The organism is Halomonas sp. HMF6819 (assembly GCF_044335525.1).
GTDB lineage: Bacteria > Pseudomonadota > Gammaproteobacteria > Pseudomonadales > Halomonadaceae > Vreelandella.
The window spans coordinates 1,052,078-1,066,634 of sequence record NZ_JBIQVY010000001.1; the positions used below are offsets into that span (position 1 = coordinate 1,052,078).

The 14,557-nt window shown below is 53.5% G+C and carries 20 protein-coding genes; 2 read left to right on the plus strand and 18 right to left on the minus strand.

Features of this window, described 5'->3' with window-relative positions; translation table 11 throughout:
- Positions 1-2 precede the first annotated feature (2 nt).
- The 6 genes from ACGLWX_RS04720 to ACGLWX_RS04745 form a co-directional block, all read right to left on the minus strand.
- A complete protein-coding gene (locus tag ACGLWX_RS04720; RefSeq protein WP_396237756.1) occupies positions 3-203 on the minus strand; it encodes a hypothetical protein in 201 nt (66 codons plus the stop codon).
- Between the two features lie 66 nt (positions 204-269).
- On the minus strand, positions 270-473 hold the full coding sequence (locus ACGLWX_RS04725) for a nucleotidyl transferase AbiEii/AbiGii toxin family protein (protein WP_396237758.1): 204 nt from the start codon (positions 471-473) through the stop codon (positions 270-272).
- A gap of 34 nt (positions 474-507) precedes the next feature.
- Positions 508-753 carry a nucleotidyl transferase AbiEii/AbiGii toxin family protein gene (locus tag ACGLWX_RS04730; protein WP_396237760.1) on the minus strand — a complete coding sequence of 82 codons (246 nt, stop codon included), beginning with the start codon at positions 751-753 and terminating at the stop codon, positions 508-510.
- A gap of 25 nt (positions 754-778) precedes the next feature.
- Complete coding sequence (locus ACGLWX_RS04735; RefSeq protein ID WP_396238176.1) at positions 779-934, minus strand: type IV toxin-antitoxin system AbiEi family antitoxin domain-containing protein; 156 nt, start codon at positions 932-934, stop codon at positions 779-781.
- On the minus strand, positions 888-1,538 hold the full coding sequence (locus tag ACGLWX_RS04740; protein ID WP_396237762.1) for a type IV toxin-antitoxin system AbiEi family antitoxin domain-containing protein: 651 nt from the start codon (positions 1,536-1,538) through the stop codon (positions 888-890). Before ACGLWX_RS04740 ends, ACGLWX_RS04735 begins: the two co-directional genes overlap by 47 nt.
- A 245-nt stretch (positions 1,539-1,783) precedes the next feature.
- Positions 1,784-3,031: a DNA cytosine methyltransferase gene (locus tag ACGLWX_RS04745; RefSeq protein WP_396237764.1), complete on the minus strand. Its 1,248-nt coding sequence runs from the start codon at positions 3,029-3,031 to the stop codon at positions 1,784-1,786.
- A 127-nt stretch (positions 3,032-3,158) separates the two neighbouring features.
- On the opposite strand from ACGLWX_RS04745, the gene ACGLWX_RS04750 reads away from it, so the two are divergent.
- A complete protein-coding gene (locus tag ACGLWX_RS04750; protein WP_396238178.1) occupies positions 3,159-3,368 on the plus strand; it encodes a helix-turn-helix domain-containing protein in 210 nt (69 codons plus the stop codon).
- The gene (locus tag ACGLWX_RS04755) at positions 3,368-4,465 is read left to right on the plus strand and encodes a restriction endonuclease, SacI family (RefSeq protein ID WP_396237766.1); all 1,098 of its coding nucleotides are present in this window, start codon (positions 3,368-3,370) and stop codon (positions 4,463-4,465) included. Before ACGLWX_RS04750 ends, ACGLWX_RS04755 begins: the two co-directional genes overlap by 1 nt.
- Before the next feature lie 41 nt (positions 4,466-4,506).
- Here the strand turns inward: ACGLWX_RS04755 and ACGLWX_RS04760 are convergent, their stop codons facing one another.
- From ACGLWX_RS04760 to ACGLWX_RS04815, 12 genes are all read right to left on the minus strand, one after another.
- Entirely contained in the window at positions 4,507-4,881 is a 375-nt protein-coding gene (locus tag ACGLWX_RS04760) for a hypothetical protein (RefSeq protein ID WP_396237768.1), read from the minus strand.
- A gap of 150 nt (positions 4,882-5,031) precedes the next feature.
- Positions 5,032-5,232 (minus strand): hypothetical protein, encoded by a 201-nt coding sequence (locus ACGLWX_RS04765; protein ID WP_396237769.1) that lies wholly within the window; start codon positions 5,230-5,232, stop codon positions 5,032-5,034.
- A 68-nt stretch (positions 5,233-5,300) separates the two neighbouring features.
- A complete protein-coding gene (locus tag ACGLWX_RS04770) occupies positions 5,301-5,567 on the minus strand; it encodes a hypothetical protein (RefSeq protein ID WP_396237771.1) in 267 nt (88 codons plus the stop codon).
- Positions 5,568-5,579: 12 nt separating this feature from the next.
- The gene (gene trbL / locus ACGLWX_RS04775; RefSeq protein ID WP_396237773.1) at positions 5,580-7,076 is read right to left on the minus strand and encodes a P-type conjugative transfer protein TrbL; all 1,497 of its coding nucleotides are present in this window, start codon (positions 7,074-7,076) and stop codon (positions 5,580-5,582) included.
- 13 nt (positions 7,077-7,089) lie between these two features.
- Positions 7,090-7,320 carry an entry exclusion lipoprotein TrbK gene (gene trbK / locus ACGLWX_RS04780; RefSeq protein WP_396237775.1) on the minus strand — a complete coding sequence of 77 codons (231 nt, stop codon included), beginning with the start codon at positions 7,318-7,320 and terminating at the stop codon, positions 7,090-7,092.
- Positions 7,321-7,330: 10 nt separating this feature from the next.
- Positions 7,331-8,098, minus strand: coding sequence for a P-type conjugative transfer protein TrbJ (trbJ, locus tag ACGLWX_RS04785; protein WP_396237777.1), 768 nt, complete (start codon positions 8,096-8,098; stop codon positions 7,331-7,333).
- A 286-nt stretch (positions 8,099-8,384) separates the two neighbouring features.
- Positions 8,385-10,166, minus strand: coding sequence for a TraI/MobA(P) family conjugative relaxase (gene traI / locus ACGLWX_RS04790; protein ID WP_396237779.1), 1,782 nt, complete (start codon positions 10,164-10,166; stop codon positions 8,385-8,387).
- A 34-nt stretch (positions 10,167-10,200) separates the two neighbouring features.
- Positions 10,201-10,572 carry a conjugal transfer transcriptional regulator TraJ gene (gene traJ, locus ACGLWX_RS04795; RefSeq protein ID WP_175069029.1) on the minus strand — a complete coding sequence of 124 codons (372 nt, stop codon included), beginning with the start codon at positions 10,570-10,572 and terminating at the stop codon, positions 10,201-10,203.
- A gap of 112 nt (positions 10,573-10,684) precedes the next feature.
- A complete protein-coding gene (locus ACGLWX_RS04800; protein ID WP_175069030.1) occupies positions 10,685-10,891 on the minus strand; it encodes a hypothetical protein in 207 nt (68 codons plus the stop codon).
- A gap of 677 nt (positions 10,892-11,568) precedes the next feature.
- Positions 11,569-11,781: a DNA-binding protein gene (locus tag ACGLWX_RS04805; protein WP_263584784.1), complete on the minus strand. Its 213-nt coding sequence runs from the start codon at positions 11,779-11,781 to the stop codon at positions 11,569-11,571.
- Between the two features lie 601 nt (positions 11,782-12,382).
- Positions 12,383-12,991, minus strand: a complete 609-nt coding sequence (locus ACGLWX_RS04810; protein ID WP_396237781.1) for a hypothetical protein — start codon at positions 12,989-12,991, stop codon at positions 12,383-12,385.
- Positions 12,992-13,431: 440 nt separating this feature from the next.
- Complete coding sequence (locus ACGLWX_RS04815) at positions 13,432-14,493, minus strand: site-specific integrase (protein ID WP_396237783.1); 1,062 nt, start codon at positions 14,491-14,493, stop codon at positions 13,432-13,434.
- Positions 14,494-14,557: the final 64 nt, after the last annotated feature.

The window sequence follows — 14,557 nt, forward strand, 5'->3', positions numbered from 1 at the left end:
AGCTATCGCTGCAGAACAGTCGTCTGGCTGGACTTGTCCAAGTCCATATCTTCATCGGTGGTCAGTTGGCCCAGCCGCGTCAGGAGTTTGTGCCGAGCGTCCTCCAACTGCTGCAATGGGATATCGGCCCTGGCCATCCCGACAAACTCCTGTCGGTAGACGCCATCCAACGCTTTCAGCCGTGGGTTGATCACTTCGTTCAAGGGCCTGGGATGCCCCAGCAGATAGACCAGGAAGCCTTAAATACGCTTCGATTCGGGCCGGCCGCCCTAGTTCAGAAGCAGCTTCACATCGAAGAGGTCCCGGGGGTGCTGGCGGTCCAGCGCTGCGCAGATCTTGCCGCCATACAGATCCGGCAGTGACACCACCTGCACCGCCGCGAAGCCGTAATCGTCCTCCACGGCTTCAAAGACATCGCGCTCCTGGGGCGGGTGCAGGGTGCCACGCAGTACCGGCGATACTTCGACCTTCACCTGGCTACGCCCTCGGCGTACCAGGATCCTCAGCTCATCTCGGCGAATCCTGAAGCTTGGCCCGCACGCCTGACAGTCGGGCGCTGAAGGTCCCTACCAGTCGCTGCAGCGCCTCGCGACAGCGTCGCAGGGCCTCGTCACGAGGCTCCAGCGGCAGGTAGGCCAGGTCGATATCGACCGATAAGCGAGGTAATGGCTGCACGAAGAGGTTGATGGCCGTGCCACCCTTGAGGGCGAAGCACGGCTCGTCATTGAGGAATGGCAGCAGCGAGACCAGCAACCTGACCTATTCGTGGTAACGAGCTTCAATCGGCATGCAGGAACGCCTCCGGCACCGTAACGTGATATTCCCTGTCCAGCTTGCCGCCCTGGCAGAGCTGCCGCTTGCCTTTGCCGAGGTCCAGTCGGCTTGGTTCAAGGCGAGCGTACCAGGCATGCCCGGCGTGGCGAGCCAGTACCAGCCCGCTTGGTTCTCACCGAACGGCACCCCTCCAGCAATGCCTGTAACCGGCGCGGACTCAGCGTATTGAGCCCGCCGAAGGTGTCCACCAGCTCACTGCTGAACAGCAGCTCATTCGGCGTCACGGCGATCCACTCCAGGACCGCTCGCTCGGGGGTCGATACCTGCAAGCTGAAGGCCCTGCCATCCGGCGCGTAGTCCGTGAAGCTGCCGGGAAGCTGCGCTGGCAGGCCCTTTTCAGAGTGGAGCAGCATCCGCCCTGCCCACTCGGCGTCATTCAACCACCGGGGCAACCGAGCGACCTCCTTACCATACAGGTGCGTTGTGCGCTTCCCCATGGGCAGATAGTGGGCAAAGCCATGCAGTGCCAGTGCAGTCTGGCCGCACGGCCAGATCAGTGACTTGCCCTGCTCACCGAGCGCCTGCAGGGCAAAGACTCCGCTCTCCCAGGTGAGGGCCCCCCCCGTACGACAGTAGGCACCATGCCCCACGCGCTTCAGCCAACCGCTGTTGGCCAACTTGCGAGCCCGATCAGGAATGACATCATGCGCAGCGAACCAGGCTGTTGTCACGACGGCGCCATGCGGGATCTGTTGCCAGAACAAGTTTAATTTCGCACTCAAATACAGCCTTTAACGGCGATTTGATGAAAAATCATAAACCATCAAAGGAGCCGTAATTCGTATTCGGAATTTACTTTACTGGATATGGAACCAACCACCAGTCGATTTAGCATCCATGGAGAGAACGCATTTAGTCAACAAACTCTTATATAAAGTTATGGGTAGACCCACGGGAAGAGTTCGCGGCCGCATCTAATAAAAAACGGCCGCAGGTTTTTTGCTAATATTCAAATTGTCAAAGTGGTTGATGCTCTTGCTCGGGTGATTGCTTTCTTGCCACGGCCAGTCCCGGGGTGGTCATCATGCTCACCAATCAAAGCTTTATATTGGCTCGCAAGGGGTGCTGTTGGCTCTGGCTCTGGAGTAGAAATCTTCTTTTTAGGCATTAGCTGAAGCGAGCCGTCAAGAGGTTTTCTGAGTATTTGAGTGCGAATTTCTCTAGCTAGAATTTCAGCCATAAGGGAAGGAACTGCATTGCCGACCATCCTCTGCATTTCCGTTCGTCCACACTCAACTCGAATGTCTGAGGGGAATGTTTGAAGGCGAGCCATCTCCTCGAATGTAAGCCTTCGATTGTTCCAATGGAAAGGTCCTATAGAAGCCCCAGGCTGCGCTTGTATTGTCCAAGATGGTAGTGCTTTAGCTAGCTTGAGCATGAAGCTCCAGTAGCGAGTACGCCATCCGAACAGTGGATAACCGCCACCTCTATTGGTGTGCCATAGATAGTTCTTACCCTCTGGTATTGAAGGCAAAAGCCCCCCCCATTTACCACCAACGGACAATCCTTTTTCATTAGGAGAAGGTTCTGCTAATCCTCCAATGGCGTCCCAAGCCGTGTTGTGCGGAAGTTTGTCGCTAAACAGGTCTTCGCTCAAATCGTTAGCAGAACAGTGTGTTTCTGAAGGGAAATTGAAAGATTGACCTTCCCGAGCCCCAACCATAAATACACGTTCACGTGTTTGGGGAACTCCATAATTGGCACACTTAAGGCTTTTCCATGTTACCCGATAGTTGGTGCCGGTCTCTCTATTGATTTTCTCAATACCCTCTATGAGTAGACGAAGGCCTTCATCTTTGTTTTTGAACGCTAGACCAGAGACATTTTCTAGAAGAAACGCTTTAGGAAGCGTGTCTCGCAGGACACGTAAGTAGCCGGTGAGAGTATCGGCTCTAGGGTCATCCAGTCGAAGTGAGTCTCCGCTAACCCAGTAGGAAGACTTCGAGAAGGGTTGGCAAGGCGGGCCTCCAATTAATACATCTGGCTCGCCAGTGCTGAGCCCAGCCCGCTCAAGGAGGTAAGCCGAGGAAATATGGTTGACATCGTCCTCAATCACGTTCCATTCAGGACGATTGAGGCGCATGGTTTGACACGCGGTGCCGTCTAGTTCTAGGGCTACTTTGGTTTGGAAGCCCGCAGCCTCGAACCCAAAGTCCAGACCGCCTATGCCAGAGAATAAACTGATAGCAGTAAGCATGATATGCTCTTTGGTTAGATCATCTGAATGGAAAGGTGGTAGCGTACATGATACCGCATATTCTACCCACAAAACCTGTATTGTCAATACAAATTTAGCAATGATTCAAATTGAACTCAGAGAAGCCATGGACGCGTATCGAAAACGGACAGGGGAACGGCTTACTTACGACCTACTCTCGACGCGCACAGGATTGTCGGTGTCGACTTTGCAGTCCTTAGCGAGCAGACCCGCCTACAACACACGACTGAGCACAGTTGAGAAGCTTTGTCTAGCCCTGGAATGTAGCCCCGGCGACCTTTTGCGAATAGGTCAAGTGACCAAGTTGGAGCAATAATGGCTATCCGTATCAATACAATTCATGCCACTCAATTCCTTAGAGAGCAGGCAGCGGCGGCTTCCCCGGAAAATTCAGACAAGGACTGGTTGGCTCACGTCGAGCATTTATCGGAATTATGCGCTGCTGGGGCTCCTGTTACCCACATTGCTTTTCTTGGAGCTTGCTTGCTTGCAAAGTCTCTTAATCCAGAGGTTGACCTTTTTGCTTTCAAGCCTCAACACGAAAAAAATCGAGGCAACCCGAAAGCAATTTCATTACGTCCCTTAGCACATGCTGTTCTTGTACCAGTCTCTGCGGAATTTGGCTTTAGCATCGGCGCCACTGGGCGAGAGCCTTTGAATAATCAACCTTATTTCCGAATGGGGCGCTTGGGTGATGACACTCCGATTCACTCTAACGGGAAGGAAGTATACCGCTATCTAATTGATTTAGTGGAAACTTTATCAAGTTACAGTGCTGAAGAAGCCGCTGCTGCTCTTAGAGCATATATCACAGTCAGGAGGGCTTACATTCCTGACTACACAGGCGTTTACGAATCTACTGTCAACCAAGCTGAGTTGCTAGCGGCGATCCAGTTATTTGTCTCTAAAAATTCTGAGGGCGGAAAGCGCGCGCAAGCAGTTACTGCCGGAGTTCTAGACGTATATGCAGCGCCCGAGTTAGTCCTAAGTGCTAGTATAAATGACCCTAGTAAAAACCGTCCTGGTGACGTTTGTGTCTACTCCGATTCGAGTCTATCTCAAGTAGAAAAGGCTTTTGAGGTCAAGGACAAGCCTGTGTCCTTGGCTGATATACAGATTTTCGGAAGAAACTGTTTGAGTATGGAGGCTAAAGAAGCTGCGATTGTAATGTCGAGTAGAGAACAGCCGGCAATCGATCAACAAGAAGTGACAGGCTGGGCACAGCATTTCGGTATCGCAGTTACCCTGTTCTTTGGATGGGAGGATTTTCTCAATCAGGCCCTTTTCTGGAGCATGCCCCCAACGCCGGAAATCGTTAGCAAGGTAGCTGAGCGCGTGAGGATCCGCTTGATAGAAATTCAAGTCTCAGCAGGCAGTGTCGAGCGCTGGGACTCCCTTACAGCAGGCGACTGAGATCAATCTAGCGTCGGCGCTTAGGCTCAAGGCCTCCTTCCTCATGGAGAAAACGTTGACGCTGGGCTGGGAACTGACGATGGCCCCTTCTTCGTCACCCCGACGGACTGCCACTGTTTCAGCTCCGCGATGACCGCCGCATCGTCTCGCTGGTGGTTCTTACCGGTCAGGATGAAATCCACACGGCAATTAGTCAGCGGAATGTTGTACTCGATGGCCACTCCCGCCGATGCGGGAATGCCCTCGTCGAGCAGAATGCTCATCATGAAGCGTAGGGAGTTCTCCCACGACGTCACCTCACTGCGCGGCGAATTGCGGTTCAGCCTGCGTGCCACCTCGTTCTCGATGGCCTCGGTGATGACGTTGGCTCGTACATCGTCGATTAACTGCTGCTTGGTGGCGTTGTAGACCAGCATACCCTCAAAAGTTCCCTTTTCGGTCAGTTAGTTATAGATTTTAGCATGAATGCATTTGACAACTATGCACGCTAGCGGCTGCCACAACACAGATCAGAACTAAAAGGCTGACAGGGCTGGGGTCTGTGCGTGCTGGCTTCTATGACCAACTTATCTATATGCTCTACGCCGCTTCAGCTCAGCTCGCGCCCAAGCAGATGCTTCTTTCATATCCCGCCGCAATTCGTCGATCTCCTCGGGAGTCAGCCACCGAACCACCGGCTCCCCGCTTTCTGGGTGCGTCTCGCCGGCCTGCTCGTCGGTTTTGGTTTCCAGCTCTTTTCGCCGTTGTCGGCATATCTGTTCGTCCATGCGCTCCTCCTAACGGAAAGGCGGCCATTGGCCGCCTGAGCTATCGCTGGTCAATGGCTCCCATAATGTCAGAAGCCCGTATCAGAAAATCCCGCCGCCTCTGAAAACGGGGTTTTTCCGGTTCCAGTTCCTACATCGTTGCTAGTATGCGTGCTGCGTGGTGCCCCCTCGCGGCCCGAGTGGGCCGGACGGTTCACGAAAGCGGCAATCTCTGCCCCGAAGTTCCTCTCCCCCTCGACCGATAGCTCGACAGCAGGTACAAAAGCGGCTTCTGTGTGGGCCTCCTGCCCTTCGTCGAGCATATCCAGGGCTACCATAAAATGGCGTTGTTTCATCGTGGGGCCTCCTTAGGTGTCCTGCTGGCCACGGTTCACAAAGCGAGCGATCTCGTCGTTACGGTCCTGCTGACTTTCACTACCGCCCAAGCTGTCGCTGTCGCTGTCGAACGATGGAACAGAATCATACGCTTCTGCGACCTCACTACCCCCTTCCGACTCCATGCTCGCGCGGATAGAGGACGCCATGCGGCCACCAGCGGTTTGATCAACCTTGCTCTGGAACTTCCCAGCCATCTTCGACCCAACTCCTTTAGCTAGCTCGCCAGCCGTACCCGCTCCCAAGGATGCTGCTCGCTTGAATCCGTTACCGCCACCAGATCGGGAGCCAGAACCAGCGAAACCGGCCGCCTGCGCAAATGGGGTGTCACCGGTGCCAGCTTCATCTCCGGTGGAGCTGCTGTCACTCCCACCACCGCTACTGTCACCTCCAGTGCCAAAGCTCGGCATATCTGACCCTGACATATTGTACTGGGCCTTCTCGAAGGCAGCCTTGATGGCTGACCCGCCACCTACTGCATTCGCCGCACCGCCCAACATCGCGCTCCCAGCCATCTTGCCCGCCGTGAGCGCCATACCTGCCGCTGTCATGGCTGCTCCTACCGCAGCACCGGCACCGAATGACCCGATGCCCATTGCTCCCACGCTGCCACCCGACACCAGGCCGGAAATCATCGGTGGAATCTTGTTAACCAGAAATAGCAGGATCACAGAAACGACCAGCATCACGACCAACTCCTGGGACGCCATGTTCTCGCTCATCTGCGAGTAGTAGTGGGTAATGAACTCCCTACCGATGGCGACCAGGAGCACCATTGCCATCAACTGAGCCGCTATGCCGAGAATGGCCTTGTAATAGTTGATCGCCATATCTGAGGTCCAGCGAGAACCACCGAATCCCAAGAAAAACACTCCCGCATAAAGCAGTATCCAACTGGCGGCTAGCAGCAGGAGCAGGTTGACGGAGATAATCGCCAATACCAGCAATACGGCCAAGGCCATACCTTCCATCACCAACGCAGTGGCAAACTGTTTCCAGCTCAACTCTGACGTAGCCTTCACCGTCTGGTCGTACAGTTCAAAGCCGATATCGAGGATGCTGGAAGGCCCCAGGTTACTGTTGGAAAGGCCACCGGCTTGTGCCCCAAGGGTTTGCAATGACTGCACGATGGTACCCGCGATGTTCATGCCCTGAGTCGCGTTGGTCAGCAACCACCAGAAAAAGCCAGTGAAGATGGTGAAGCGAACAAGCTCGGCAAAGAACTCGCCAATGTCAGCCTTGCGCAGCGCCATCATGCCGAACGTCCAGACCATCGAGATCACTACCAGGGTCCAGAACAACCGGCTGGCAGCCGCTTCGATCGCAGGCCCCCACGTTGATGCCGCGGAATGAAAGCGGTCCAACACATCATCCATGATGTTGCTGCTGGATAGCTCCTGAGCCATTGCGGTATCGGACAGCATGAGGACGGCCATCACGCCCAAACCACCAAAACCGAATCGTTTCATGCGACGCCCTCCCTCAATATCTGTCGGGGGAGCTGGGTTCGAACTCCCATTCCCGCATGCGCTGGGCCCTCTCAAACGACCGGCAGGCTTCAGTAAAGGCTTTTCGGTTCGATTCCCGGCTCAGCTCGTTGATGGTCTTCTGAAACGCAACTGGCGCGCACGTGATCGCACTCGCCTCTGGTACCGTTTCCTGCTCACAACCTACCAAGGCAACAGCTGCCACAAGTGGGATGATCTTCTTCATCGCAGCCTCCTTAATAGCGATCTGCTGCGCTAGGTTGGTAATTCCAGGTACGCATCTGCCGTTCCCGCGCTTCCCCTCTGGCGTTAGCATCCAGTTCGGCGGCAAGACGGGCGGCTTCAGCGTTCTGCTGAGCAATCAGCAAGCTGCGGATTTGCAGAAGTTGGTTGGCCTGGTTACTGGCGAGCTGGTTGGCGTAACCAATGGCGGCAAGTTGGCCATCCGCGCCCTGAGCAGCGAATTGCAGACGTTCAAGCTGTCGAGCATCAGACGCCAAGTTATCCTGCTGCTGATCCAGCCCTCGGAAGAGCGCATCGTTGGCCGCTTTTTGCGATTCAGACGCCAGGCGACGGTTTTCATCCATCGCTGCACGTTCGGCATCCGTGCAACCGCCGCCATTGAAGCAGGGGGAACTCCGGTAATACGCTACGTCCTGGAACTTGCCCAGGTAGGCATCGAGGCTGCCGAGCTGGTTCTGGTAATGCTGAAGCGTATTGGTGGCTTGGATCAGATCATTAATCGTGGATTGTGCCCTGTCCCAGATATAGGCCGCTGGAGCCATGGTGTTTTGCAACTGGTTTTCATACTGCTGCAACTGCATCTGGTACTGCTCGATCTGCTTGAGAGTCTGTGAGACGGACTCCATAGCCGTCATAACGTTTTGCTGAAGGTTGGTGCCGTCGACGACAGGGATACCCGCTTGGGCAGGCATGGACGCGGTTAACGCCAAGGACATGACCGCGACAGGAATTTTAGCCGCTAAAATTCTTTCTCTTCTCATGATTGAGTGCTCTTAGCTTCATTGTGACTAAGTTGCACTCACCAACCTGTAGCGGCTCGCTCATGAAGATTGCGAGCCACTACCCCTGCCGGAGAACCCAGCGGTGAAGTGTGGACCTCTACAGGGATAGCTCGTCACTTACTATCCCGGCGTCCGACCTGCGCGACACCTTCAGAACGCGCGGCCAATGGTTGTTGAACATCGGTGTCATTGTCCTGGGGAACGGTTAGGTTTCCCAAGGGTTAATCGCATCTACTGTTTGTTGCCGCCTTCCAAAGGGAAAGCACTATATTGAACGTCCCTTTTGCTGTCTTTTTGCCTTCTTGGCGTCCATCTCTGCCCGTAACTTGGCTTTGCGGCGCTCTTGCTCGCTCGGCCCCCATGGGGGCGGTGTCGGAGTCTTGCCCGCTTGTCCCTCAAGGTGAAGCACATCGGCCTGGGACAGCGATTGCAGCCGGCTCCGGCGCACCGGGGGTGGCGGCTGACCGATGGGCGGCACTCCCGCCCGTTTGCTTCGGGTCTTGGCCGGGGCGGTGTTCTCGCCGTTCGCCAGGGCTTGGCGGCGACGTTCCAGCCCGGCGTCCGCAAACCGGATAGGCAACTGTCCATCCGCTGCCGCCTTGATCACCCGCGCTTTGAACTCCGGCGAACCGTTCACGGTGATGCGCTCGCCGTAGCGTTCCATCGCCATCCTTAGCGCGTTCTGGATGCCTGCCTGGTCGGACTCCCTGGACACCTGTAGCCGGTCGCCATCGTCGCGCACGGCGCTGGCTCCGGCCCGGTAAATGATGGTGCCCTTCTTGGTGATGTTGTCGATCACCGGCGCATGGCCGGGCTTCGCCTGTCCCTCACCCTTCAAGGTGTTGCCCTTGAGGCCCTGGGCGGCCTCTCTGGCTCGCAACGCGGCCAGGGCCCCGGTATCGCCCTGCAAGGCTTCCCGTTTGAGCCAGTCGGCCCAGGAGCGGCGCCCGTAGGCTTCATGGATCGTCTGGCGTTCCTCTCGGTACTGCTTCTGGATCGCGTCAATATCGGCTTTCAGGGCGCTGCTGGCCTGCGCATACAGCACCTTCTTGGTCAGCCTGCCGCTGGTGAGCTTGATGGCCGCCCGCCGGGCCTTGCCCTTCTTCTTGGCGTTCTCAATCCGGCGGTCTTTTTGCCGCCTGACTTTTTCCAGGGCCGCCGTCTTGTTGGCCGCCGCGCTCTGCAGTTCTGATTTGAAGCGGGCGTAAAGCTCGGTAGTGTTCACGCGCAGCCGTACCGGGTCTTTGCGGTACTGGCGGCGGGGTTTGGCCTGTTGCGCCTGGTCATGCTCGAACGGGCCGAAACGGGCCTCCAGCTTCGGTTTGGAGAATTCCCGCCCCAAGGTGCTCGCCTTGACCACTGCGTGATCACCCGCCACGATAACCAGCCCATTCCCCCGCGCCCGGAGTTCCAAGCCGTTGTCACGCATGACCTGGTGCAGTCCGTACCAAGACTGCGCGGCTTTAATGTCCTCCAGGCACTCGCGCTTGATCCAGCCGATCAGACTTTCAATACCGGCATGACGCTCCATGTCGGCCGCTCGGGCCTCGGCTCCGCGTCGGCGCGGCATGTGGTTGTCCTGCTGCAACCCGTAATCCCGTTCCATGACCTCGCATAACTCGGCCAGGGTCTGGTGTGGGTAGTAGGGTTCGTGGATGATGTTGCGCGTGGGGTGGATCTTGTTGACGGCGATATGGATGTGCAGGTTGTCGGTATCGTTGTGAACGGCGCTAATGCGCTGATGCTCTCCAAAGCCCAGCCCCTTGCAAATACGGTCCTCGATGGCCACCAGGATATCGGCCTCAACCTGTTCCCCAGCCCGGAAGCTGACAATCAAGTGATAGGTCTTGTCGCTCTTCGCTCGGGTATTACCGAACTGGGTCGCTAGTACCTCGCTGACGGCATCCTGGACCGAATACGCCACGCAGTTGGTCAGCCGTACCGCGCCAAGACGGTGCTCCTTGCTTTGCTCGTCGGTGATGTAATTCACCAGACCAGCAAAGTCTGACTTGCCCAGGGAGCGCATGGGGACGTGTTTGGCGATCATGAGTGCCAGCCCCACATTTTAGCAGCTAAAAAAATCACGACCTGGCCCTTGGCTGCACCACGGATTTCAACACCTGACTCATTTCCTCCTGAGTGGCTTCGATCCTTCCGAGCAGGCTTAGGATGGTAGCCGCCCCGAAGTGAGCCGTTCTCACGTCATCTGTCAGCCAGAGCTTGAGCAAGCCCCCTAAACGCCCCAAGTCACCATTTACACGAACCAGCTCGCGGACATACTCGTAGTCCATAACGCCACTGACCTGATAGCCCTGCCCCACTTCCCGCAGATAACAAGCAACGCTTAGCCCTGCCTGCCTGGCGTTGGACTCAATCAGTTCTCTCTCTTCCGGAAGGCAGTACACCTTGAGCGGAGTGCTGTTCTTCCGTGTCACTCTTTGCTTCTCACTCATGCCAGCTCCTATCTCAGATGCCATGCTTTGCAGAGCAGGATTTCCGTTGAGCACCGCAGGTGCGAATAAGGACCAGTGAAGAGGAACACCACGCTTGCGGGGTGGGACTACTTCACACATCCTGCCCGCACTTCAGCGTTGATTTTTGTAGGTACGCCATGTGCAAAGCATCGCTATTTCTCTGCATTTCGTTGCACGGATCTGTTTTTTCCTGTGCATTCGTGAAAAACAGCCCCGAACTCTGATGAAGTCGATACTTGCGGCGATAATGCAGCACTCCAGAAGCGGTAAAACAGCGATCTAACAGTGAATTACCCATAGCGGTGTCCTTGCGCTTTCCACATTGAAATACACAGATTTCCACGCGGTTTCCGCAATGCCCCTCAAATGTCAATGAACCCGAAGTGCTGCCCCTCAAGTGTCAACACAGCTACCGAGCGAACCAGCTACTCAATCTCATTAGCTCACCATGGGGCATTTGATGTAACTGGCCTTTTCCTTCTTGGAGTAGAAACACGGCGAATGCCGATCATATATTTATTGAAATAGGTATTTACTAAGCTCATTATTTACTAGCTTCTTTATTTAGTAGCATCGGATCCTCCTCTTACGATTTTCCCGAAGACGGGTCGACCGTATTCGGAAAATCCGAACCTGGTGGATCAACGTCAAAGTCACCTGGCCGGTCAGTGACTAACCATGAGGTGCGTACGAACTTTCCGCATTCACCACGCTCTCGTTGAATGCACAGATATCCCGCCTGCTCTAGTTCCCTTAGCCCCGCTCTCGTAGCATCTCGACCAGAACCGACCTCCTTCTCTTTCGAAAGATGCGATAACCTGAGCTTCCAGTTATCCGGCAGAGAGAGCACAAATACCAAAATTCCCAAGGCTTTCCATGAGATTCGCTGATCTCGAATCAACTCATTGTTGAGCGTAGTGAAGTTTGATCGCACTCGGCGTCGAATGATTGCAGTATCGTCCACGGCCCTGCCCCTCAAGCCTCGTCAATCAGTCCAGCAACATCAGTTGCACGAAAATAGACACGTCTTCCAACCTTCCTCTTGGCGGCGTTCCATTTCACGGAAAACTCTGACTGGCTTTGCAACGATATTCGTAGCCCATCGGGACTGCGCTTCAACAATTCCGATAAATCGGTTAAAGATAGCAAAGGACCATAGCGTTCTAGCAACTGCTCTTCGGTTGTCATAACCATCTCCAGATAACGCAATTAAAGGCTTCGCTTTAAATATTTACGTTATCTTTAAAAAACTTTCAACACTTTATTATTATTTTTAAAAGTATAGCTAAACACCAAGTTAAAAGTTTACCTATACTTTATTAAAGCATCTTATTTAAGAAACAAAAAGACCATTTTCATCAAGAATTAGAAAATGGCTTGAGCGAGTTTTCTTATACAAAAGATTTAGTCACTGCAATTTCATTGACACTTGAGGGGCGCTTTTTACAACCGCAATATTTCAAGAACATGTGCACTTAAAAAGTATGACTAGCATTAGATCTGCCACGAGAGTGAGGACAGCATTGAGTATGCGTTCCACTGAGTTCACACCAGAAAGGCAGAGGAAACTTTAGCAGCTAAATTTTCCCTACTCACTGCTGAAGGAATGATCACCTTTCAACCAATGTAGTATGTTGTATACTACTACAACATACTACACGCTACATAACACCCATAACTTAAATTCTGGTATCGGCTAAATGCGGTCTTTTATATGATTCTAATATAACGCTCTGGCTTTGCGACGTGCCGGAGCACTAGCGCAGGAATGTCCAACAGCAGCCGATTGTTATATCTCTTGGCATAGAATGCTCAGTTTAATACTATTGTATCCCACAAATTCTTTAAATATTAGATCACAGGTTTTATTAGCATTAGTGACAGGGATAATACTCCCCACTTCAATCCGATGTTTGCTATTGTTAATCGTAACATCCGCGTAACCTAAAGTTTCATAAGCATCATTTAGGGCAACGACAATTTCAGCGCCAAAAAAACCAATAGAGGTATTATTTTCTAAAACAAATTCTTCTGTATCGGAAAAAAACTCTTTAAAGAATTGCTCTTGCTCAGCAACCTTGTCTTCAAGCGCTGATATTTGACTATTTTTCATAGAAACAGTCTCGGAAAGCTCAGAAATCTGGATCATTAACTCATCAATTTCTTCTTTATACTGCTGATTTTCTACTATGAGGCCTAACTCGCTATTGAGGTATTCAACAGATTCATCTAATTTTGCAATTGTTTCAGGAACTTTCCAAGATTTCGCTGCCTCGTAGGAGTTCACTATCGAGTTAAGCTCCTCTAGCCTATCATTCCTTATATTCCATGTAGCCGCAGCGGTTGCACTAACCAATGCAAAAGCAGCCACAGCAGCTTGTATATATGTTATAGTCATTTCATTCCTCTACGCTTATCAAAAATATAACGCCCTGTTAAGAGGTGAGCAACGCAATGCCGAAGCCGTCGCCGTCGCAAACTACTTGAAACACTAAACTCAACGCATAGTAAAAATACCACGTATTGCGAACATCCTCTTGAACAGTTTGTTAGGTTTTTTTTCGTACAATTTTACGCTTTGATGCCAAGATTTCTAAGTTTGCAACCTTGATTTGCATTATTTCGAAAGGCTCTTTAATTGAAGCAATGTGTATAGCCAAATTTTGGTTTATAGCATCATAGCGTTCTGACCACTCGAAGCTTTCAAACTCGAGAAGCATGCCAGGAGAAGTAAACTGCTTCCCACTGCTGCACCAGCATACCGCTTCTGCCGGAATGTCCACTCAGGGTCGGAAGCCGCCTGATCGTTCTGCCCAGTTTTCTCAAGCTATTAATGTTTTAGACCTCCCTCACTCTATCCAGCTTCACGACCAAATCCTCGGCTCTCAAGTGCGTATACCGCCTCAGCATCTGCATTGACTTGTGGCCACTGATCGCGGCGACCTCCTGATCGGATAGCCCTACCTCAACCAGCCGACTGACGGCCTCATGTCTTAAGTCATGGAAGCGGAAGTCATCGAGTCCTGCCTTCTTCTTCGCCTGATTCCATAGCTTGGTGTATGCATATGGCCCACGCTTGCCGCCCTTGCCAGGCTCACCGAAGAACACAAAGTCACAGTCGAGCGGCCGTACCGGGTTGTGCAACGCCTGCTTGAATACTTCGGTGGCGGCCTGAGTCAGCGGCACCAGGCGAGCTTCATTGTTCTTGGTGTCGGTGAGACGCACCACGCGGCGTTTCACATCGACCTTGGAGCGTGTGAGGGTCAGGATCTCTGAGGAGCGCATGCCCGTCTCCAAGGCGATTCTGGCAATCCAGGCCAGCATGGGGTTGCTGTGCTGCCGTAGCACGTCGAACAGGCGCTTCTCCTCTTCGGGACTCAGGCGCCTATCGCGGCCTTCTCCTGGGCTAGGTTTGCGGATGTTCTGGACGGGGTTATAGGTCAGACCGAGGCCCCATTCCTGGATGGCCACGGTGTAGAGGTGTCCAAGTAAAGCAAGCTCTAGGCGCACAGTACTGGGGCTGATTAACTCCCCTCGGCGACCCAAAGTGTTTAAACGCTTGTCACGGTAGTTAGCGACTAGTTCCGGCGTCAGGGCTGCGAGGGAGTATTTGCCCAAGTGCTCAATAAGGGTGTTGGCCTTGTGGCGTTCGCTCTTTTGGGTGCTGGGCTTCTTGGTAGGAGTAATATCGGCCAAGTAGCGCTTTAGCGCTGCTTCAAGCGTCATTCGTTCTGAGGCACTACGCTGGATATAAACGCCGCGCACCATTTCATCTTCAGTGCGGCGTGCCCAATCTTGGGCGTCACGTTTGGTACGGAAGGTCTTCGCGGTGGTTGGCCAACCCGACTTGCGGATGACGGCTTTCCAGGTTGCAGAAGGGGTCTTGACGATGGTGGCCACAAAAAATCTCCAGGGTCTGAAAGATCGGCACTGTACCGAAACTGTACCCTTGGACTAGGGGACT